The organism is Gammaproteobacteria bacterium (assembly GCA_013816845.1).
Lineage (GTDB): Bacteria > Pseudomonadota > Gammaproteobacteria > DSM-16500 > DSM-16500 > Aquicella.
Map to the genome: position 1 here is coordinate 251,461 of JACDDU010000004.1, position 24,290 is coordinate 275,750.

Sequence of the window (24,290 nt, forward strand, 5' to 3'; positions counted from 1 at the left end):
TTAATATTAATAAAGATTTTAATTATTTACCTTTTCATGTTTACATTAGAAGTAAGGCACAAAAGGATTTGGCGTATTAATGATATCACCGCAAGCTTTCTCTAATCCCCTATCTAATCCGGCGCCCATAGCCCCATGTTTAGCTTCATGCATGGCGAAGCCAAATGTTAAATTCGTCATCGCCTCAGCTAAAATTCCTACGCGTTGTGGTCCTTTTGCAGTCATATAATCATCTACCATTTTGTTATATTCTATTCCGCGTGCGGTGTTGCGTTTATCTGCCTCTTTAGAGAAGGAAATGCCTGTTGTTTGGAATAACATTGCATTATACCCATCACGCACTAAGCGACCCGATTCAATCACTTCATCAATGGGATGCAATGCCTGATGCACCAACGATGTTTTAGCTCGTTCAACGCCTGCATTAAACTCGCTTAAATAATCAAACCATGTTGCTTCTTTTTCCGGTTTGATTGTAGAGGTCTCAGCTGAATTTTTACGGATAAAACAAATTTGCGGATTATCGTATTTAGCAATTTGTGTACTAATAAATTGGGTTAAGTTGGAATTCAGATAATTTTCATTCATTAATGCTGCATCATAAACAAAAACCAATTCATTTTGTTTATTGTGATATGAAACAATTTGTGCGCCCTGAATAGGTGAGTTGTAAATTTGAATATTATCTTCGGGAACTGATGCTACAAAGATAGATTGGCTTTGGTCTGGCGCCGCAAATGTCACGTCATTTTCAATTCCGCTAGAAGGAGACGTAATTTTTTTAAGACGACCCGCAAATTGGTGGGAAAAATTTGCATCATAAAGCGGTAGCTTAGTCTGATAATTTTTATTGGTTTCGTGAGTAATTTGACGACTATTTTCACTTGTTGTCACGAGCGATCCTGTGATTTTCTCAGCGCTAAAATCCGTTCCGCTTGCACCATACACTTTAGGTTTGAGAATACTTTTTTCTTTTCTTAATTGCGATAAAATTGAAAGAGTACTTAAGTGAGAAGAATTATTATTGTTAAATGGAGCAACGCCTTTATTTATTCCCACTCCTTGTTGCGTTGACTCAGTATGTTCATGGATAGGAATAGCTGTGAAAGTCTCGGGATGTAAATTCAATTTACCATGGGAAAGAATTGCTCCTGCTTCGCTGCGAATGTGATAGACAGTAAATTCATTGTCACTTGCGTTGAGATCATCGATGATTTCAATGCCACTCATTTCTTTTACCCGTGACTCATTGGAGGAACCGTGATTAACTTCAAAATTTCCACGCGTTGAAGCGGTAAAACCATGATTACTTTCTTCTTTATGGCTTAGGTGAGATTTGATTTCTAATTGGTTAACATCTCCCGCTAAATGACGTGTCTGCACTTTAGCGCCGTTAAGACACCACTCCCCAACATGCAATTCTAATGGTCCATTTACGCTAAAGGATTGATTAACCCATTGCTGATTCTTGCTTAGACTATTATTTTCCCGATAATCCACAGTGACATCGCCTGAAAGATATCCAGTAGCGGTAAGACTTTGTTGGTGGGCGGAAAATTGTGAAGCAAGTGCAACGCCATTTTCGATTAATTTTTCCGCTTCAATATACGCATGCTTTTTTACATGAACTGGGATTGCATGATCAAAGGTAACGTTACCATATGGCGCAATGATTTCTAATTCACCCACATCGATAAATCCATTCCCTAATGTTTGCCAATCCTGGTCAATTTTAGTTTTGGAATAAGTTAGACTAATGTTGGGGTTAAATACTTGCGGTAATACTTCATTCCCTAAGGTTTCAATATAATTTCCATTTTCAAAAGCCCCCAAAATGGTATTGGCTGTGTCCGCCCCATCGACAATAACATTTCCTAAATTTAATCCAGTAGATAAATTATCGTTGGAATGAGTAAGTTGATTAAAATCGTTGATTAAAGCAGGCTTTGTTAGCGTTGGGTGGTAAGATTCATTGGATTGCGTTTGCAAAATGGGTACACCACAAATAGCTGTCGCAAATCCCTGCGAGGTAGCATGATAATGATGATCAAGGATAGGAATAGAAACATTGATGTCATTCCCAGCGCCTAGACTTAGCTTACCATTCCCTTGAAATTGTGCTCCGCGAATATCAATATCGCTTTGATGAGAAACTACAGTTACATGTTCTGGTACATTGAATTTGGTTGTAACATTATTTTGATTTTCTTGGGAAGAAGAATGCGAAGCTAAACCACACCAACTGCTCCCGGATTCTTTAATACGCTTGCTAGTTAGAACATCATACAAACGGACTTTATGGTTTTCACCATCGACAGATAAAATGGTTGATACAGGCGCGCTGAAATTTGCTGCATAGGTATTAATATCAGCATGATTTGAATTAACATGAATCTTGTTTGTTTTAGACTTAAAATTACAACCGTAGACAAAATCTTCAGTGATGGTTTTACTTGATTTAGAAAAACCTAAATAGCTAGATTTATCATGGCTTGAACTTAAAGTAATAATTTTAGCCCGAGCCTCAACCCCTTGATCTGCATCAATAAGGAGGTCACGGTCAGATAAAAAATCGCCTGCTTCACCGATCACTTGACCTTTCGTATGAAGATATGAATCATAGCCCTCTAATATGCCAGGAATGTATGGATTGTTACGATAAGGCGGGACCAAGCCTATGTTGATAATATCACCCAAAGCATCCCCATATAGAAGTTGATCTGCTCTGACCATGCCGACGAAATTAGTAAAGCCCCCTACACCAGGAAATAATGTGATGGTGTGCGCTTTGAGATAACCGTTATCATTTTGTATCGTGTCTCCACTTAAAATGAGATCATCAGCATGCAATAAATGTCTCAACAAAGTTAATTCTTTAATAATATAAGGCGAGGAGGAAGGCGCTTGATGAATAAATAATTTGTCTTTGCCAATAAATGTTAACCGGGGACCACTCATATTGGCATAAATATCTAATTGCTCACTCGCGTCGAGATAGAGATTATGATTTAAATTGTAATGGACTAATGCATTTGGATCTGTAGAAAAGAAAAAACTGTCTAGCGGAGGATTATAAATTGGATCATAGATGACATTGTCATCAATCAAATGACCGACTTCATTGGCATACTTTAAATTTTCTGGCGTGGGGGCGAAGGGTCGTACAGCAATGTTTTTTCCTAATAGATAATTATCACAGGCTCGTAGCGGAAAATCGATAATTAAATCTTGCGGCGATTTAAAATAAAAAAGCTGATTCGCATTTACGTGATAACCTTTGCCGGCAATATAATCATGTGCATCAGGAAAAACACGAAAATTAGAATAGAGTTTGTCAACATCAACTACCGCATCTGGATCGATGTGAACTTTATCATTAGCATGAAGAAATAACCCGCCACCTTTTATATCACTAGTTTCAGTTAATTCAAGCTCATCTTTTCCATTTAAGATGAGTGAAGCATTTTGATCAATTGTCACCTGACCTGCAACTTTCACCCGATCGCTTAATATTTCATTGTCTTGATGAATCGCTGTTTCGCCGTGTAACATTGCTACTTGACTCGCAATTCGGCTTTGATTTAAATCCAGTTGCTTAGTAGTAATGAAAGTGGTGGTCTGTAGATCAGTTTCAGTTAGAGAAGCTTGATTATTATTTTGCAAATGATTAACGCTTAAATTAGCTTGATCAGCCTTCATATCCCCATCATTGATTAAATGAAAGGCTTCGATTTTGCTGCGCTTGATCTCTAATTCAGCCTCTTGCTTATTATTCAACATTGAAGTGACTAATTCAGAATCTGCAAATTGAACACTACCTTTTTTTATATTTTCAAAGTCATTAATCTTGACTTGTGATTGCTCAAAGGAAGTGGCACCCGCATTGTGTAAAAGTTCAACTTCCACCTGACTACTTTTGAAACCAAAACGTGCTTGACGATGATTGTTTATTTTTAATGCGGTAAAATCAGTATCTTCACTTTGCGTATGGCTATTTTTTAAATTATCAAACGCATCAAATTTGACTTGGGACTGGCGGAAAGCTGTATGCCCAAAATTTTTAAAATGATTTACTTTTACAATACTTTTCTTAGCATCAAAATGATTCGCGTTTGAAAATGAGGCGGCTTGAAGTAAGCTTTGATCTAAAGAAATTGAACCTCTATTTTTTATGTCTTGAATATCAAGTTTGCTTTTAACACTATTCACTGTTCCAGTTTTTCGATTCTTGAGCTGCTGGATCGACGCGCTGCCATTTGAAATATTTAATTGATTTTCATTTTTAAGTCGAGGAATGTCGATTTCTGCATAATCGGTCACTACACTTCCTTTAGCGCCTATATTTAAATGAGAAATTTTATTTAACTGATGATTAAGATTGGCAAGGCCCGCAACGTCAGTGTGAGTGGACGTGTAACTGCCGCCATCTTGCGTATAGGTTGCTGATGGATGAATGTCGTGATAGTTAATAGTTGTAGAACCTTGCTTGGCTGACCATGTCCCTTGCTGATCAAAGTTTTCAACCTGCATTGCTTGTGTATCTGCATGCATAGTACTGTTGGGGCCTTGGACAAGGTGTGCGACTTCTGTAACTAAATTATGCGTAGCTGCATGGCCATTTTCAGATAAATATTGCCCGAAATAACTTAAATTATGACTAAATGAGTTATCATGTTGAAAATGACCAACATAAAACTGCTTAGAAATATTTTCAGCACATTGGGCACTCCCTAAAGTTATATTGAGAGCAGATTCTTCATGAAGATTGCCTGTAAGAACGCCCTTCAAGTTAATATCAATCAAACTTTCTGTTTGGTAATGCGGTGTTAAGGAAGAAAAACCCGTATGACAAAATTGCTGTGTTCGTTCAATGTTAGTTAGTACTTTCTTATTTTTTTCCACAGTTTGATTTTTATGATCTAGTGTATGGTTTGCCATGCTGCTGGTAACCAAGTGGTAACCATCGGCCACCACACCTTTAATATTAACAATTAAAGGAATGACATCACATAATTCAAGATCATCCCAATTCTCTTTTATCGCTTCAAGTTCTTGAAAAATTTGGGGTAAATCTAACAGCAGTGTACCTGTATGGACTACAATATTGGCTGCCAAGCCGACATCTGTAAAAATTAACTTGAGGGCAATGATTAAAAGATTCAATGCTTGGTAAGCGTGATCCTTATTAAAAACATCTGTTTGCAGCTCAGAAAAATCAAGATGAATGATATGATTTATGGTCTCTAAAACTTTTGTTACATTGGGTACATTTAAGGTTAAATCCAAGCCAAAGAGGCGATGACGTAATGTTGCATTTGATTCAATTAATCCTAAATCTAGATCCAGTAGATTTTTGAAAGCACATGAAGTAGTCGCTTTAGTGCGAGTCCCCACATCAATATAAGCACCTGATATAATTTGTAAATTATTTGCTTCGATAAAAGCGCGTTTGTTGACGGCAGTGATGGGATTAAGAATTAATTTTTCATGTGGCATTAATCCTCTTATAAAATGTCGATTAGTACGGAGTAGTACATTAGCTTTAGCACAATGCAGATTTCCTGTTAAGTAATGTGTATTAGCCGTTAATCGCAAATTTTCTGAAACATTCCAATTAGAAGTTTTATAAATTTTTAAAGGGCCGTGAATATTGCCATGCATTGTCGATGCATCCACATCACCATAAAATTTAGCAGAAGGCGTATTCAGTGAAATAGTGTGCGCATTTAATCTTCCTTCTTTTTCCAACATGAAGGCTTGTACATCTTTATGTTTATTATGCTTGTCATATTCTATCTGTAATGAAAGATCATTTAGCGCATCAATCTTACCGTTGCATAATAATTTTTTAGTTTCAACAAATGATGAATCGCGCGCAAAATTAATATTATTTTTACCCACAAAAAAATAATTGCGTCCCTGCAAATAATTACAGTTTGCATTCATTTCTACCGCAGAATCTTCATGAATAAAGTCGGAATCAATAAAAATATCATTATCAGCATCTAAGAGAGCATCTTTTAAAATAACTTTTTTGGTCCCAATGATTTCAATATCGCCTTCATTGTCATTCTCAAAAGATGTGATGGTTTTGCTTATCCCTGCTATTTCAATAGTATTATTGGCGAGATATTGAATGTTTTGTGCTAAACATTGATGAGTTGGATTTAAAACAAGATTATTAAGGGCTGCGAGAGATGCATTTTCTTCCACAATAAATTGTGCGCTTGAGTCTAAATTTTTAGTTTGTGTTGTGATGGATTTAGTTTTAATTAATGCATCCGGCCCAAAGGTACAATCCCCTAAGGCATTAATTAAAATATGATTAGCACACGTTATATTGTGATTAAGTGCAAAATCACCAGCGATGACGTTAAGATTGCCGGTTAGTTCAATATCATGGGCAAAAGCGACTTGTCCCAGTGGATTTTCGATGTGAGTATCATTGAATTGCAGTTTTGATAATGTATCGAAGCAAAAATTTAAACCTTTTTTATTGGGTTCTGCTTTAAAAAGCAGGCTTGCATCTTTTATAAGAATCACACCCAAAGGTTCGTGCGTTTCCTTATCAAGGCACTGAAATGACTCGTCATTCATTTGCATGCAAAACGGAATGACGTATTCACCTTGATCGTTTTTACTAATTAATAATTGCTTGCGAGAGGGTGTCGTCATAATCCCCGGAAAGCCCGCATCAATACTGCCTGCCATTTGCTCAGCATCGATTTCGTAAGTATCAATTTTAATTTCTTTGACGATTTCACTTTTAAATGTGTTTTGAGGGGAAAAAATACTATCTGGGTGGAACCCATAAGAAGGCTGATGTTCATATTTATTAACCAGAAGTAATAAGGGATCTAGCAATGCACTTTGATGTCGTGGTCCGCGAAGGGCCTTTTTATTAATCTCTTTAATTAGTTCAGCTAAGGCGACATCGGCGGCACTATTTTCCGAATTATCAATGAAATCAATTAGTTTATGGTAATCTTGGGCCCGTTGCTGGGTAATAGATGTCCCATGAAAAAATTCTCTGATTCGACCTGTTTTTAATTTATAATTGTGAATTGTACGCTCTACATCGATACCAAAATTACTTTTTACCATCACTCTGCTCGTATTTTATGTTTTAATGAAAATTATCGTAAAATAAAAAACAAGCAATACAGGTAAATATACTGTATGAAAAATTGAACCTGCTAATGAATACATTAAGTTGATAATTAGTTTAATAAAAAATTAAAATGAAAATTTCTAAACAACACTATACGATTAAGATAGCCGAGGAAGTGAAAGCAATTTGTGAGCCTTTCTTTCAGGAATATCAATTCAATTCTTTTTTTTATAGCCGACTTTATGATGATCACACAAGTTTATTATTAACGAGTCATCAAAATTGGCATTGGCATCACTTAACAAAACAATATAAAGTTGCTCCGCCCATACCCAATGTTTATTTGAAGGATCGGTTTTGTTACATGCCCTGTCCAGCTTCGCCTTACCAAGACGTTCTGCATGACATTCGCAGCTTGTTTAATTTAGATCACCCTTTTTATATTTTTGAACATCAAGTTGGATTTGTGGATATGTACTGTTTTACAGTACCTGCGCAATACAGAGATGTTTATAATTTTTATTTAAATAAGATGCATTGTATTGAAACCTTCATCGCTTCTTTTCAAGTTCAAGCTAAGCGCTTGATTATTGAAGCCGATCAACATCGTTTAATTCTCAATGATAACAATTGCTCAACATTTAATTCACATACTTTGCTACAACCAAGTAGTAGTCTTCATGAGGTTTCACAGGTGTTGGCAAAGAGGGAATTGGAGTGTCTTTATTATTTGCAGAAAGGTCGTAGTTTTAAGGAAATTGCCACTTACCTTAAATTGTCACCACGGACAGTAGAGTTTTATTTGCAGCGTGTTAAGAAAAAATTAAACTGCCGCACGCGTTCTCAGTTGATCGATTATGTCGAGAGTAAGAAACTATTTTAAATTGGAGATATCGCTTAATTGCGCGAATTTCTTCGTAAATTTATTTCTTATCATGCGAGCTAGCAACTTTGATTTTCACTATTTTGCTCAGTCCGTAGAAAAATAATTGCAAAAGAATCCTCCTTCATTTCCGTTCTGCTTACTCTTGGAATTCGCTTTACCCAATCAAAACGTATCAACATCAGGAGGTACAGATATGACTTTCAGTAGAGCGATAATTTTTTTGGTCATTGCTCCTCTTTTTTTAGTGATTACAGTAATTATTCTCAAACGCTAACGAATCATTTTCTACCCAATAAAAAACATGCCAATAATACAGCCCATGCCGAGGGCCCAAAATAAACTTCTGAATGCTGCTTTATCAGTGAGATAACAGATCGCATAGCATGCTCGGGTAATCACAAAAATAATCGCTAAAACATCAAGCGTTGATTGGGTTGAATGAAGCAGATGAGCAATGATGACTGCGATGCCGAAAGCAGGTGCAATTTCAATGCTGTTTAACTGAGTGTAATTTGCCCGTTTTCGCCAGCCCGTAAGCGTTTGAAGATATTCGCGTGGATCATGATTGTTAAACCCTGCACCTGATTTGGCTAAAATTGTAAATAAATAAGGGAATAATATAATTACGAATACGCACCAGTAAGCAATTGTCACGTTTATCTCTCCTGAAATTAGCAAGGAACTTTTATAGCATAGAAAATACACTTCACCTATCCGTTGTTGACTATACACGTCAGGAATCGGGAGAGGAGATCAAAGTATTGAGTTTAGAGGCTGAAATTAAAAATCTTGATTTTAAAAAGAAAAAATTTTTTACAAGCCATTGATTATAAATATAATTTATAATTAAATGGCGTAGCCTGGCTTATCAAAATAAGTATTATAATTAGAGATATATTCCTCTAAGATCTTTCCAATATGTTAACAAGAGAAGATGTGAGCTCAAAAATAGCGGGATTTACTGACACAGCAGACCCTTTTAATCCATCTCCAAATATATCCAAATTAGTGCGTATACAAATGCTGTTGAAAAAACCACGTAATCCGACTGAATATTTAAAGATGGCAACGGATATAGATGCTATAGACAAGGGGCAAAGCTCAGTGTTAATGGAAGTCTCCTCACAGCTCAGAAATTTGTATATTATTGAAAAAACATCTGCATTCATGAATAGTCCAATTAACCAAACTCGTGCAACAGCTGAATTTGATCCTCTACTTAGAATACAGAGTGATTTGACTTCAGGAATAATTGACTTTCAGGCAAGCGCTATTTTATTGCAATCCTATAATAAGAATTCAAGTCCGGACCTTAATGATGCCGCCCGAATGCTTTATCAATTAAGCGGAGCTCAACAAATTGAAAATTTTCTGGCACAACACTACTACATCAATAACAATGCTGTTCGTGTACTTAAAAGTAATAAAATTTTAAATGAATTTTCTAGTCTATTAAAATCTAATATTTTATCTCAAGAAATTTTAAATACGAGAGTAAGTGAACTTGAAAGCGTAGATTTCCAAAGTGATCATTTAACGGAGCTGACGCAGGCGTTAAGAAACAATCTTGGGTTAGAACAGTTTCATTCGCTGCAGAACGAAAAGGAAGACAATTTGAGCGATTTGCCGATGCCCGAGAGTACCGAGAATGAATCTCCTCGACAATCCGAAATTAAGCATGAAAACGATAAAGTATTTGAATCAGATAATAAAGAGCATCAACAACAGCAACAATCACAACACCAAACCGGATTAATACTGGAGGCTAAGCTGTGGGCAAAACAAGGAAGAGATCCTTATCTGATATTAGGTGTTAAAGAGCCAGCAACGAGACCTACTGACATTCTGAGAGCCATACGCGACAAACTAAAATTAGTTCCCGAGGGCGACCCTCGGAGAAAGGAATTCCATCAAGAATTGCATCATGCAGCAGAGATATTAAAGAATCCACAAGCATTAAAAGCTTATGTAACTGAAGTTAATACACTCAAGAGATGGAATATAAAAGTTCAAAATGGAAAAGTTGTAGAATTCAATCCAATTTCAATGGCCACTAACCTTAAAAATCCAAATTTTCTAATCTACTTACAGGAAAATCCCGATCTACTTTTTCAGTTAACAAAATTAGATTTTGGTGTTGCGACTCAAATATTCACAATTAATGCCCTAGCAAAATATTTTCAGCCTATCCAATTGGCAGAAATTGTTTTGACCTATCAAGGTTATTTTCAAGTCATGAACAATAATAATAACCATGTCGAGACGGCGGAAGAAATTCAACAGAGAATGGGTAAGAATATTGACCAGTTTCTTAAACCGTTTGGCTCTTCACTGCTAAAGCTTTCCTCCGTAGCGGAGTACAGAGACATGTTGTCAGGCAGTAATATGTTGAAACAAGCCATGCTCATCGCTTTACAACCTCCAAAAGTTGTCGAAGAGCAAGTTTTACCGACAACACCACCCAATGAGGAGCCATCCAAGCAACCTGAAGGTCGCAAATCGCCCGATTTATTGCACAAAGCTCGCAGAGCCGCTGGGGGTCTATTTCATCACAACGACTCAGACACAGTTAAGCAGGCCAAAAAACTTGCCAAAGAAGAAGATATTTACCAGGTCTTAGGCGTTTTGAACGATGCTACGCTTACAGGTGAAAAAATTCTGATTGCACTACATTTCGCGCTTACTTTTAAAGAGAAAAAACAGGATCCCCATGCATATGAGAAAAAAGTGCATGCCATTGGGGAGGTATTGAATGATCCAAAAGCGAAGAAGGTATATGACAAGGAGCGAGCTAAGTACCTAGAAAAGAGTGCTCCAACTTCGCGTCCACGAAAAAATTAGTCACCCTTCATATCGGGTGTAGGAAGTTATTCTTTCCAGTGCATACCTCTTTTAGGGTCTTTTGCGATTTATAGAGTCATCAGAAACAATTTCCTCACTCTCAGAAAAAGTATCTTGATTATTTTTATTATCCAAAATCCTCTTGATCGGTTCTGCTTGTTCTTGAAGCCGCTGAATAATTGCAGCTCTGATAGCTTCTTCTTTATCGTAGTGAGGTTTAAACGTCAACCCTACCACGGCGTTACGGCGTTTATAAATATTCATTGTTTGAGAACGCCGGGAAGACAATGGGTGAGAATATCCTCCCGAGACTAATGATTTTTCTGCGTTCTGAATGGAAATTAAATTGCTACGCTCTTTAATTTCATTTTCCATTTGCAGGGTGCTTAAGTCACCTGTATCCAAAAATAAGGCTCGATCAGCAAATTTATAGCAGATATTAGCATCTTCAAAAACTTTTTTAATGATAAGTTGCTGCTGATATAAATCGACTAAATTTTTAAAGTGCCCACCCGTTTTGTTATTGATGGTATGAATGCGCGTGAGTTCCGCCCCATTGGGTTGAACTACATTTCTTGTATAAAATTCCCCTGCCACAAGTAAAAATTTAAAATGGCTTTCACGGTTAATTTTTGCCTCATCCTTATCAAAAAGGTCTGAGTGTCCGGAAATGGCGTGCTTGAATACACGTAATTGTAAAAAGAAACCTTCCTTATTCTTAACTAATAGAATGCCGTACATATGGGGTTGAAGTGCGATGTCTCTCTTTATATCGTCGTCGCTAAAAGCGCGTGGTTGATCTTTAAAAAAATCAGTTAATTTTTTGCCCGTTCTAGACTTCATATTGAATATACTGGAATAAACTAATTCAACAGCATTTTTGTCTGTACGGTTAATAAATAAAGAAGCCAGATAGCCCATACTCGAATTCATTTTAGTGTCATTTATCTTTCCGATCCGGGGGGATGTAATGTTTTCTACTTTTTTGGGAAAGGCTTTATCAAGGTCTTCTTCAGTAAAACGATTTCCAATCAAGGTTGTATATTCTTCATTGGTGAGGGGAATGTTATAAAGGGGTTCATATCCTTTTTGAAGCGTAAGGCTACAAAGTTTCTTTCTTTTTTGCTCAAAGGTAAGTTTTCTATTATTTTCGGAAGAAGAAATGAAATGCAAATCGTCTTTAGATTCCCTTCGTGCATCAACATTATTATTATTGTTAATATCATTATTAAAGCTGCTAGAGGTTCGTAATTTTTTAGTAATATCTTGATGCGTGGAGGTGTCCCCATCAGAATTCTGTTCAATATGAGGTGCTTTATTATCAGGTAGGGGAAAGCCCTCATCTGGCGCAGGTCGTTTAGGTGCTACTTTACCTGACATAGCTGAGTCATGAATTTCGTTATTAGCACCATCCGAAGGAATTTCACCACGTGATGATCGACGACCTTTCATACTTTTCCTCGCAGTTGTATCTTATTATTATAATTTTAGCTGGATAGTATAAAATATAACATGTATAAATGCAAAATATATGTTAATACGGATACATTGTTCAATAAATACGTTTGAAATCATAGGGATAAGAAAATGCTGTATAAACATACGGATAATTAAAGGGATCTAAATTAGGTTAACTAGCTGAAATCTTAATTAAAAGTTAAGCTTTCCATTGTGCGTTGATGGGAGGCAAACTTTCTGGGTACTACATCACTCTATTCTTTCAGAACAACTTCTGCACCAATTGTTAGACACAGCACAATGACATCTCATCAATACCTTCTTTTCTTATTTTAATTACCCCAATAGCTTAAATATTATTAATGATCATTATAAGAATATTGTCATTATTTACCTGTGTAAAAAATAAATTTAATTTACCCACCATTCTTAATTTTTTCTTAATCCTTACACTATAAACTGATAAAAATTATCATTTACAATGGAAATATCGTGAACACACGTGAACCCTATGGCTACCTCGAAATTGCCTATCAAGCATTAAGGCTTGAAACGGTTGAAGTAAATAATAAAAATAAAAACATATTGTATGTTGCAACGTATGCATTAGATCATGATTTACTTCCTGCAATTGAAAAGATACGTCAATCGTTACGTGCTCGAATTTCATTTTTAAAAAATAACTTTAAAGTACCAGGATGCGAGTTTAGTAACATTATATTTAAAACTTCTATCCAGAATGACCGCATCGTTTTTACTGTAAAAAAGCAACCAGATTTTTTATTAGACCAATTCAATCACTTAGCTAAGATTGTGATTATGAACCAAGAAGCAATAATAAGTTACATTAATAATAATCACAGTACAAATAATGGCGAATTAACCACCCTTGCACAACTAGGCTATGGGGTTCCGAGCCAGGAACCATCCAAACAATGCTCAGCGCCACTTTATAACTTAATTAAAGGATTTGATCAGCACGCTAATTTTGATGCCGAATTAGCCTCAGATTATAAATTTTGGTTAATTTATAATTATAGTCAAAACGAAATCTTTAATGCTGTCGCTGAAAGCGTTAGACAAAGATGGGCAATCATTTCGGAAAAATTAAAACATAAGGGAATCGATCTATCGGAATGTGGTATCACAACCCGTAATTATAAAATCATTTTTTTTGCACTCAACGATGAATCATCAAAACTCACTCAAGAACAGTTTAGCTGGTTAGGCGAAATTATTTTGAAACCAAGAGAGGGGATTCTTATTAATATAGCAATGGAAGGGGAGCTTTTTCGTAATTACTTCACCGCCGCAACGACCCTTGAAAACAGCTATAACCCAACATTACCTACCAATAATAGATCGGATCAAAGTATATTGCATCAGAATATTCAAGGGTTGTTCTCCATCCCTAACATTTCAGCTCCTCCCTTGGTCAATAATAAAATTTCCAAAAGAACTATATTAGACCTGTCTCTTTTAAAAATTGTTTCATGCGATCCTTTTCATATAAAAAAATCCTCAGATTATAAATTTTTACTAAGTTTTGATTGTACTAAAGTATTAAATATAGATTTTTACTCTATAAGCAATAGTCTTCAGAACAAATGGAATAAAATTCGTGAACGTTTTATCCTGCATGGAATTTATCTTAACGAATGTGGAGTAAGGCTTCGTAATAATAAAATCATTTTTTATGCCAAAAATAGCACGAAACTTGATGAAGAACAGTTTAAATGGCTGGGGGAAGTGATTCTCATAAAAGAAGCGATTAGTTTGGTCGACACAATGATGAAAGGTCAATTGTTTGCGAATTATCTTCCATCTAATTTAGAGAAGGAAATTAATTTACAACCTAGAGAAAATGATAGTATGGAAAATCAAATGACCCATGGAAGAACACAATCAACACAAGTGACTCAGCACCCTCATCAAACAGGATCAATACCACTCGTCGAAAATACTAATGGGTCATCTCAACATGATGAGTCTGTTAAAGCTAAAGCTAAAGCATTGATCGAACACAATCCATATTTGCAGCCTGAAGAAAAAGAAATCGCAAAATTATCTTTACAAAAAATAATTTTTGAGGCCCCTAGCCTCACGTCAGAACAAATGAAGGTTTTACAGGCGCAATGTTACATGTTGAAATTTTTCCAACGTACGGAAGATAAAGTAAAATCCAATAGAGAGCCTAATAATGCAGAGCAAGATCTATTTAATACCTCTCTGTCGCCTTTGGATAAGATAAACTACACCTAATCTTTGAAAAATGTTATTTACCACTTAATGCACCTAACCTAAGCTATCTTACAAATTTACAAAAGTATTTATGTTGCAGTCTTTGTTGCGAACTGATCGTAAGACACAAAAAGACCCAAAAACCTTCAAAAAAATTTTTGATACTATGTTAACTTAGCAGCGGCCATTTGTAATGTACCCATTTCTTTCGTTATCCTCTTAGATCGAAACAAACAATGGCATAAATCTTACAAAGGTTTGCCGCCAGACGCCCGGGAAGCACCGCGTGAAATCTCTTTATGCAGCTATTCGATATTAGGAAATGATTTCTTTGATGTCAGCGACGCTGCACCATTATTTATGATTAAGTCTAATTTAAATTTTGCAAATTCTTCAAATCTAAGGGATTATTATTTTACAGCCTTTTATTTCTCTCGTATTCAACCTTCATGCAGCTCTAGAAATTACAGGTAGCCAAGCGCGTCATTTGTTTCGCATCGCCTATTTTTACGCCCAGCAACTATTTATACTAACTATTTATGTATTAAAATATGTCTATATGAGGTGTATTATACAGTTTTGAAACGTTTAAACCCCGATTACATTTCATAAAAGTTGTTTAACTCATTCGAGTTGTCGTCTACTTTACTATTCTCCAAGAACGTAATAAGCGATTCCAGGCCCGTGCAACATTCCTGCATTGCTGTCTTTAGATAGAGGCGTTATTATTTAAAAATGTAATAAGCGATAATAATAAATTCATCATGATTCGGGTATCCTCATGAAACAATGCATGACCACTTTTCTTATCGTTTTCTCTATTATTTTTTCATCATTTGCTGATAGCGCGCCCCTTCAAACAATTGTTTTTATGCGCCATGGAGAAAAACCTACTTTGGATTTTGGTCAATTAAAATGCCAAGGATGGAAACGCTCAGTTTTGTTACCCCAAGTATTATTAAAGAAATTTGGTATGCCGGATTATTTATTCGCTCCTTTTCCTTACTTTCAACATCATTATTTCTATGTGCGTGGTGTTGTGTCGTTACAACCTTTAGCAATTCAGCTTAATAAATCGATGAATACAAAATATATGTATACTGAAGTGCATCATTTTGCTCAGGAATTACTTAAGGAACAGTATCATCATGCAACTTCGTTTGTATTATGGGAACATTTTAATTTAGTTTTTGTTGTGCGGGAAATAATGAAACAACTAGGGCAAAATAAAGAAACGATTCCACGTTGGCACGCGAGTGATTTTGATAGTTTATATGTTATTACCATCGATTGGTCGCAAAAAAAACCAACCGTTAAATTTGTTCATGATTATCAAAAATTAAATAATCAAAGCAATACTTGTCCTACACCTAATCCATCAATTTCAAGAATTAAAAACCAACTTATTTTCATACCGAGTGCTGAAAGTACCGCTTCCGTCGATCGGTTAAATTGTCAAGGTTTCAATCGAGCATTAGCTTTAGCGCCTTTATTAAATCTTTATTATCCACATGTCGATGATTTTATTTTACCTAAACCTAAACGCGACCAAACAGGGTTGCCGTTTCTGCGCAGTTTAATGACTGTAGAACCTACGATGATTTATCGCGGTGGCACGCACATTCCGCGAGGAAAGGAAACGATAGAGTCACTCGCCACTTATTTAAAATCAGAAGAATTAATTAATAAAGTGTTAGTGATTACTTGGAACATAGAAGAAATCGGTCAGTTGGCTCAAATTGTTTATAAAAATTATGGTGGAGATCCGAGAGAAATTGAAAACCCCGTGACCGACCATGATGTCATGTATGAAATAACTTTATTCTCAGGTAAAAAACCTATGCTGATTAAACGAAAAATGCGATTAGATGGACAATCAAAAGTTTGCCCTTACAGTATACCGTTGGCAGAATCGCATAGTCGAGTGAGTGTTGAAATTAAGTAAATGGAAATCGTTAAAAGTATCCTTAACTCACCCAATTATTTTGCAATTTTGTTTTAGCAAAATGTCTGTGGGACTGTTGGTCCTGGGTCGAATGCGAAGCATGTAACCCAGTATCTAACAATCCTTTATTACTGTCAGTAGCCCAAGATTGCCTAATTTTGAACAATGAAGATGGACCTTACCTTCCATAAGATTTACGGGTGGTATCAATTTGCAGAGGAGGGATGCACATCGGAGGAATTTTTGCAAAAAAACTAGGTTTAACCCCCATTTTATATAATTTATTCGTAAGGCCGCCAACATTTAATTTTATTAATGATTCTACCTGGACGCGATCATTTTCATTATTCAAGTTTAAAGCATTACTTTCTGCAAAATTATGATGATCCTCCATGCATCCATTACAAATCCCCGAAGTAGAAACGTTTAAATTACGTCTTTTAAATTTTAATCGTAATGCTTCGGTTGTCCCTTGACAGTTAACACTAATATCTTCATAGGTTAAATTATTTTTTCTTAAATAATTTCCCAGTGTTTCTTGGTTTGTAAAATTATTTTTAGCTTGCAAGTTAGCATTGTCCGTTTCATGCGTAGCCAATGAAATGGGGAAGGCATTGAGGTGTTGCTTGTGTGTATTTCCTATCATTAAAGATAAGCCATGGCTTGCTAACACAAATGGCATACATAGTCCTGTAAATAATGATCCCAGTAAATAACGGGGAGCATTTAATATTACCGCAGGAACACCAGTAGCAATAAAACCCACAAGCGTAAGCGCATTACTGATAGGATTATCCGTTTGATTAGGACTAAGGAAAAAGTTAATGGAACTAGTGGCTAATGCATAAGGAATAAATAAAGTTAAGTAATCGTATAAGCCAAAGTGATTACGTTTTCTACTGAAAAACGTACCCGAAAATAAATAGAAAGTATCCTGCATTTTTTGTGCTAATGATGTTCTTAGTGCGCGTGCATTAATAGCTACAGGGGTTTCGATAATTTCATTAAAGGGATTTAATTGGTGTGACGGCATGCTTAGGCCTGTTTATAATTATATTTGGCTAGTTATATATATTAAAAAGCTGTCGCAATCAATTAAAAAAATTCTTAATTGCAAAATAAAAAAACAGTCCGAACCGTCATTCATTATGTGGGCTTTAGAAAAGAAAAACGCATTGGATCCTTAAGTTCTTAAGTTAATGATAGAAATGCATTTAATGGGTTGATTCTATATATTATCCTTAATATTCATTTTAATTTTTCAAATATACTAATTAAAGGCGGCATCATTAAAATGTAAAAAAGTCTCAATTAACAAGGAGAAAGCATAACCATGAATATTAAAGATATAGACAATAAAAATCCGAAGGATCCTCGAAAAAATCCCAAACCGGGTTATGATGAAAAGAATCCAACAAAAAAGGATTTGCAAGACCCTCCTAAAAAATAAAAATACAACAGCATAGCGTTTGGTTAGTTGTGATCTAACGTTAATTCTTTATAACGCTATCTCACATAGATTTAATTTTATGCATAGCTATCAATCTTATCAACTCACCTAAATGCATTAGGCTAAAAGCTTATCTTAGTAAATATGTGATATACTGCAGTTGCAGATCTACTGCGTTGAGTTCAAACGATTTACGAAGTTAATAAGATTTTCAGCAACAACGCCCGTTTTTTGGTTTAATGAATCTCTATGAGTGGCAAATAAATGAGCATGACTATTAGGATTGAATGAGCGAAGCGCTTAGAGCGATTCGTAACACTCGTCACGATTGAAGTGAAGCCACGACCAAATAACGATGTGACGCAAGCAATTATATTGAAGCTGAAATTTTTTTAAACCATAATATTAATAATTTTATTTAGGAGAAAAAATATGACGGATATGACCAATAAGAATAAATTAACAACTGAAATTTTTGATGATAAAGAAGCTGCGGAAAATGCTTATCGTGATGCCATCAAACAAGGTTATAAGCCAGAAGAAATTAATGTCTTGATGTCTTCTGATACAAGAAAAAAATATTATGATTCCGATCTCGTTACCAAAGAGACCGGTGACAAATCCATGGAAGGATTAGCTATCGGTGGCGCTTTAGGCGGCACGATAGGTGGAACAATCGGTGCTATTGCTGCTATTGGAACAAGCTTAGTATTCCCAGGCCTTGGGTTGATTATTGCTGGTCCGCTCGTAGCTGGTTTAGCTGGCGCTGGCGCAGGAAGTATTTCAGGTGGCTTAATTGGAGCTTTAGTAGGATGGGGCATTCCTGAAGAAAGAGCTAAAGTTTACGAGCAGGGCATTAAGTCCGGTGGAATTGTTTTGGGCGTTAATGAAACGACAGGCCGTGGCAATTTAGAAACGGATTGGAAAAAATATAAAACAGAAAAAACTTTATAACCTCAATAATGTTTACTCTCCTGATCTAATCGGGAGAGTAAACATTAGTATCTTATAAACAAGTCTTTTTAATCTTCCATTCCACGAACTGCTTAATCCAAACTTTTTATTTCATCACTTTTAATCCGAGTCAATTAATTAATCTTTTAATCTTTCCCGAATGCCGTATAACATGCAGAATTTTTGTCATCAAGCAAGGATAGAGTTGTAGGTCCTGGGTTTCCATGCTTCGCATTCCACCCAGGTTACAAGAGTAGTAAGAAATAAATAAACCCGGATGAAATTCAAGACATGTAACCCCGAAAATACCTGGCTAAAGTATGGTTAAAAAATTTGGTCATTGAAGCAATTGGAAATCAGCAAACTATAGCAAATTCTAACAATTGATCGCAGGAATGCAACTATACCCAATAAATCGCGCTTTTGAATCTGGAGCTGGAAGCTTGAAATCAAATATGCTTACACCCCATATTTGTTTACCCCGATAACTTCTGCCATTACTTGAACCAAACATTAAACGGTTGCCACTTTGATCTGTGCCCAGATATAACATCACATGACTGAGAGGAGATTTGCGTTTAACTTCCCAAGTTCCAGTCCAAAACAACAAATCACCCGGTTGAAGATTATTAAAATCTTGCGCTTCGAATGTAGTGGCATTGACACTATAAAATTTCCCATATTTTAAAACCCATTCATATATTTGATCCGTTGCACGGGGCATGTCTTTTTGATTAGCAAAATTTAATAAATAATAAATCGTTCCCGAACAATCCATCCCACCATTTTTAGGGTCTGCTGAGCCATAAGTATAGGTAAGTTTTTTTTCCGTCAAAGCTAATGCTTGATTAATTAAGCTTTGTACAGCGGGTTTATATAGCTTAAACCCTTTTAAATCAGAAGATTTAATCGATTCGGGCGTAGTATCTGGCAGTGTAGCAGTAGTAAAAGCTGAATTAAGCGGTAGCCATAATAACATGATAAAAACTACTAAGGTATTGAAGTATTTCATTTAATCTCCACTAAGTGGGAAATGTATTTTAATCAACTAAACAAATAAAGCTTAGCTATTAATCTTTAAGAATCCCTTAATTTTACTTAGAAATTAATCGATATAATCATGGTTTACTTTAAAAAAATATTATAAATCATGTATACCATCACCCGCCAAGCATTAATTGACCTTTATCAGAACCAAAAAGAGGGATTAAAGAATCTTAATCTCCGGAGTTTGGGTGCAGCAAATTTTTTTGAAGCAGGGGCAGGTGGTTTTCAGCAATTTAAATACGATTATTATGATAGAAACTTTCAATGCAAGGGGAAGGTTAAGTTAGACTTAGGTGAACGTAATGATCACAGTCCCGAAGAAATTAAACAAAAATTATCAGAATTATTTGGGGAAACCAATGTAGACAAAATAATAGCCGCCCACAGTCAAGGACCGACGGCTTTTGTTTCATTTACGCTTAATTTTGGGCTTGCTTCAAATGCTCAAATAGACGAAGTAACTAAAGAAAAAGACAATACGCAACAAATCCAAGAAGCTCAATTTTCAATTAAGCAAGATACACAAGTTGTCTCTAATCTTGATATCAATGAGAAAGGAGAAATTATTTTATCATGCAAATCAAAAGGGTTTGAGTTGATAAGTAGGGAAACCGCTAAAACCATTGAGTATTTTAGCGCTCCGGTGAATTCGTACTACCAACTAAAAGAAATTAAAGGCGTATGGGGATATGAATTAATCAAAATAGAGACTAATCATGAACTCATTTCACGCATATTTCGTGACGAGCTGGTCTCTGAAGAAGATATTTTAAATGATATAAAACAGGTAAAAGATAAGAAACAATGTGAAGAAGTGTTTGGTTCGCCTGTCATGATCAACTCTGCTCCCCGTTACGACAATAGCGATCCCCAAGTTCAATTCAACCGTGATTTTGAGATGATCAGCAGGGCTATTGAAAAACCAGGTAATCTAACCGCAGCTATTACATTAAAACGTATCTTTGCACTTCTATATTATGGTGAACTTTATTATAAAAGAAAAAACGAATGGCACCTATGGCAGAATAATCAGCAAAACATGCCGATTGTTGCTTCAATTTGTCATGGCGCTCGCGTATTAGTGCAATTTCCTTCTCAATTAAGTAATGAAATTATTAGTTGGCTCCAACTCAAAGGCTACGAACGCGCCTTTGCTACGCATGGTATTCAATTAGCGGCTCAAGCTGAAAAAGTAGGGGACGAAAATAAAATTCTTGCTGAACAAAAGCGAAAACATTATGAGACTTTATACGATGCCTCTTCGTTTGGTCAATGGCAACATTATGGTATTAATGTAGCTTTAGGAGGAGAAAATAATATCCATCCATTTTCTCATAAAATTATTCAAAGTAATGGTGAGCATGGTCATTTATATTTATGTCATGCCTCTGAGCTCAAGGCGCAGGACAACAACAATGCTTCTGGTGGATTATTAATTGGATTAGAACAATCAGCACCGGGGTATTCCGATCAAGTCGGTGGAGCTCATAGTATAAGGGCTACGCGCGGCGTGTTCACAGCAACCGGCGGTGATCATTTTGCGAATCCACTACGTGATGTTTCATCGGATTATGTCGGCTTAGCGGAGTATGGTCCTGATGAATATTATGATGGATTATTCCTGCAACTAACGCCGGAAAAATTTAACGCTATTAAAAAGCTGGCTGATTCATTTTCCTTAAATTTATTATTAAAACCTGGCGAATCGTTGAAAAATAAAGAGACCATAGCGACTGAATTCGTAGACAAAAATATATCAAATCAAAATGATTTCACTGTAAAGATTCACCCGGAAACTCAATCTGAAAATAATATTCAAAATGAATTTCCCGAAATACCATCGCCAGAAATAACAGATTTTATGAGTAAGTTTGACAAAAAAAAGATGCAATTGAGTGACGCCATTACAAATCCAACCATTGAGAATCCAGTAGAGGAAGAAAGAGATTCTGAAAGTTTTGCGCAATCACATCCTGTAAAGGGAAATCTACCTGAGCATCATTTCCTCTTTCCCGAGATATCCGATAATGATAAAAAAGATAGTCCTGCTATGCCCTCTACAGCGAATATTGTCTCAGAAATCCAAAACAATTCGAATTCCCCTGAAGCTGTCTTGCCAGACAATGTGCTCAGAAATAATAACAATAATAATGTTGATTCCCAAAAAAGTGATTCTTACGAGTCAAGTGCACCTTTTTCTTCTCTTGTTATTGAAGACGAATTATCAATAGACGATCAAGTTAGTCCTAGTAACAATGAAATATTTTCTCTGCCTAACGAGCCAAAATCTATTAAACAAATCTTTACCGAAGGTTTTAAAATTACATTTGGCCACAAGAAAGTCGAGCCTTTGACTCTTAATATAAATACTGAAAACCATGAAATCTTATCATCTTACATTTTACCCTTGATCGGTTGGCCTAGAAAAAATAACTTATTAGAGCATATTGAATTTTTGCCCTTATTGATTCCCCGAGTCATTAAAAATCTAGGCAAAATTGTTACTGAATATTTATTCTATGTTTTAAAAGAATTGTGTTGGACTACAGGTGAGCGCAGTGTTAAAAAATTTAATGATCCAGCTGTTTCTTCATTGGGTAAAATAGGCTATGGATTAGTTGCATTAACAGCAGGCGTAGCGGGATTTGGCATTTTTACAACGGCTTGGTTAGTAGCACGCGCAACTTTTTCTCCAATTTCTTCCTGTAAAGCGAGTTACACGTATGGAAAATCACTTGATGCGAAGTATGGTTCCTATATTGGCGGTTTATTTGCAGCAGCCAGCATCCTTACTAGTTTAAGTGCTTTTGCAGTAGTTTCAATATTTGCTGCTCCTTATATTTTAGTTTCCGTCATTGGTAAACTGCCCGTAGTAGGTATCAAAACAGTCAGCTTATGTGGAGCAGGATTTGCAAAATTATCTGGATTTGCTACGCCACTTGCTCAATCCATGCACTTATCCGGCTCAGTAATTAGCACGGCAATCGTGGGCGCCGGAGTTGGAGCTTTAACCACAATACGAGGTCTTCTAGCTCAGCTTTCAAATCATGCTGCCCAAGCCACTTATAAACAGGAAAAAACTCAAGATAGCTCTTATCAAGCTAATGTTGATTTACTACCTCCAAAGTCACTTCGGACTAAAAGTTTAGATTTACTCATGGGTGAGCCTCATATTTCCGAGCGGAACGAACCACTAGTAATTAGCGAATCTAACAGCCCTTCTATTGTAAATGGTACTACTGCCAAGGAAGAGCATGCAGACTATTCTGTAGTTAGAACGACATGCTCTAATAAAATTTAGTAAGAACGATAAAATTGTCTTTTATCAACTTGCATATGCGCACTTGGCTTGGTCATAATTTCATTTTGCATCTCAAACATTTTATCCATTAAAATCTTTTGTCGCATTTTTACATCTGCGTCACAGCGTGTAATCTCATCCGGCGTCAATCGTAATAGCATATAAATGTATTCCTTCCGCACTGAGTTACTCTCAACATCTAACTTATTAATCAAGGTTCCATATCTTTGAAGTGCGACTACACTTTGTTTGATTTCCTTTGTAAGCGGCGTTTGGATTTCAAAAATATTTTCATTTTGCCCCATGCTAGTAAAAACTTCATTCAACATCATGATGAAATTTGTAAGACCCTGAATAGGATCGATCTTGCCTTTAGCCACCTCCCGTAAAATTTTGAAACTCGCATTCCTACCTTGGTGTTGTACTTCAAGTAGATAATCAAATTCGTTGATAAATACAGGTACCTCAACGGTCGCATTTAAACTGTCCATAAAATGAGAACGATCTAGCAAACTTGTTTGGATCGTAGTTTGGGTCTTTTCAAGCGAGGAAAATAACAATATTTCTTTTAATATAGTTCTATCCACAGTTGATGTAATAAAACTACTATGAGCAGCATGGGTCATGGGTTGATGACCTTTAAAATTAACGCGTCCTATACCATGTTGTAACTTAGTCAATCCTTGAATAGGAGGGCAGTGTTGTTGGTAATAGGCAACAAGAGTGTAAAAAAACAAGTCAACTCTTCGCGCGGCATGCTCAATAATATTGGCTTCGCTTAACTTTAAAAGTTTTTCATAATTTGTATATTGTTTATTAAGCTCCCTATTTGAACTTGGCAAAGTAATCGCTGCAGTGAGATTATCACGGTAAGTTGATTTTATTCTCTGGGGAAGAATATAATTTTTTTCAATTTTTTTAAACAATTTCCAATTATCTCGAAAAGAGTGTGGTTTTGGTTTAGAAATTAATTTGGGTTGGGATAAAGGAAGCTTATGGTTATTTTTTTTAGCTTGAAATAGACGTTGCATATTTATCTTCCTGATCGATAATTTT

12 protein-coding genes are annotated in these 24,290 nt (G+C 35.8%); 6 read left to right on the forward strand and 6 right to left on the reverse strand.

All coding sequences use genetic code 11. The features are described from left to right. Positions 1-45: 45 nt before the first annotated feature. Positions 46-7,104 (reverse strand): hemagglutinin repeat-containing protein, encoded by a 7,059-nt coding sequence (locus H0W64_09355; GenBank protein MBA3661923.1) that lies wholly within the window; start codon positions 7,102-7,104, stop codon positions 46-48. Between the two features lie 137 nt (positions 7,105-7,241). Here H0W64_09355 and H0W64_09360 point away from each other — a divergent pair, with 137 nt between their 5' ends. Continuing rightward, a complete protein-coding gene (locus tag H0W64_09360) occupies positions 7,242-7,994 on the forward strand; it encodes a helix-turn-helix transcriptional regulator (protein ID MBA3661924.1) in 753 nt (250 codons plus the stop codon). Between the two features lie 288 nt (positions 7,995-8,282). On the opposite strand, the gene H0W64_09365 is transcribed toward H0W64_09360, so the two are convergent. Next, the gene (locus tag H0W64_09365) at positions 8,283-8,651 is read right to left on the reverse strand and encodes an MAPEG family protein (GenBank protein ID MBA3661925.1); all 369 of its coding nucleotides are present in this window, start codon (positions 8,649-8,651) and stop codon (positions 8,283-8,285) included. Between the two features lie 264 nt (positions 8,652-8,915). Between H0W64_09365 and H0W64_09370 the strand changes: the two genes are divergently transcribed. Continuing rightward, positions 8,916-10,838: a hypothetical protein gene (locus H0W64_09370; GenBank protein ID MBA3661926.1), complete on the forward strand. Its 1,923-nt coding sequence runs from the start codon at positions 8,916-8,918 to the stop codon at positions 10,836-10,838. Between the two features lie 51 nt (positions 10,839-10,889). Here the strand turns inward: H0W64_09370 and H0W64_09375 are convergent, their stop codons facing one another. After that, positions 10,890-12,290, reverse strand: a complete 1,401-nt coding sequence (locus H0W64_09375; protein MBA3661927.1) for a hypothetical protein — start codon at positions 12,288-12,290, stop codon at positions 10,890-10,892. Between the two features lie 498 nt (positions 12,291-12,788). On the opposite strand from H0W64_09375, the gene H0W64_09380 reads away from it, so the two are divergent. After that, positions 12,789-14,558, forward strand: a complete 1,770-nt coding sequence (locus H0W64_09380; GenBank protein ID MBA3661928.1) for a hypothetical protein — start codon at positions 12,789-12,791, stop codon at positions 14,556-14,558. 760 nt (positions 14,559-15,318) lie between these two features. Then, positions 15,319-16,482: a hypothetical protein gene (locus H0W64_09385; protein MBA3661929.1), complete on the forward strand. Its 1,164-nt coding sequence runs from the start codon at positions 15,319-15,321 to the stop codon at positions 16,480-16,482. 178 nt (positions 16,483-16,660) lie between these two features. Here H0W64_09385 and H0W64_09390 read toward each other — a convergent pair whose 3' ends face one another. Continuing rightward, positions 16,661-17,515 carry a hypothetical protein gene (locus tag H0W64_09390; GenBank protein ID MBA3661930.1) on the reverse strand — a complete coding sequence of 285 codons (855 nt, stop codon included), beginning with the start codon at positions 17,513-17,515 and terminating at the stop codon, positions 16,661-16,663. An 858-nt stretch (positions 17,516-18,373) separates the two neighbouring features. Between H0W64_09390 and H0W64_09395 the strand changes: the two genes are divergently transcribed. Next, a complete protein-coding gene (locus H0W64_09395) occupies positions 18,374-18,886 on the forward strand; it encodes a hypothetical protein (protein ID MBA3661931.1) in 513 nt (170 codons plus the stop codon). A gap of 376 nt (positions 18,887-19,262) precedes the next feature. On the opposite strand, the gene H0W64_09400 is transcribed toward H0W64_09395, so the two are convergent. Continuing rightward, positions 19,263-19,898 (reverse strand): C40 family peptidase, encoded by a 636-nt coding sequence (locus tag H0W64_09400; GenBank protein ID MBA3661932.1) that lies wholly within the window; start codon positions 19,896-19,898, stop codon positions 19,263-19,265. 138 nt (positions 19,899-20,036) lie between these two features. On the opposite strand from H0W64_09400, the gene H0W64_09405 reads away from it, so the two are divergent. Next, positions 20,037-23,234, forward strand: a complete 3,198-nt coding sequence (locus H0W64_09405) for a hypothetical protein (protein ID MBA3661933.1) — start codon at positions 20,037-20,039, stop codon at positions 23,232-23,234. Here H0W64_09405 and H0W64_09410 read toward each other — a convergent pair. Beyond that, positions 23,231-24,265: a hypothetical protein gene (locus H0W64_09410; GenBank protein MBA3661934.1), complete on the reverse strand. Its 1,035-nt coding sequence runs from the start codon at positions 24,263-24,265 to the stop codon at positions 23,231-23,233. The two genes, H0W64_09405 and H0W64_09410, sit on opposite strands and share 4 nt — an antisense overlap. Positions 24,266-24,290 lie beyond the last annotated feature (25 nt).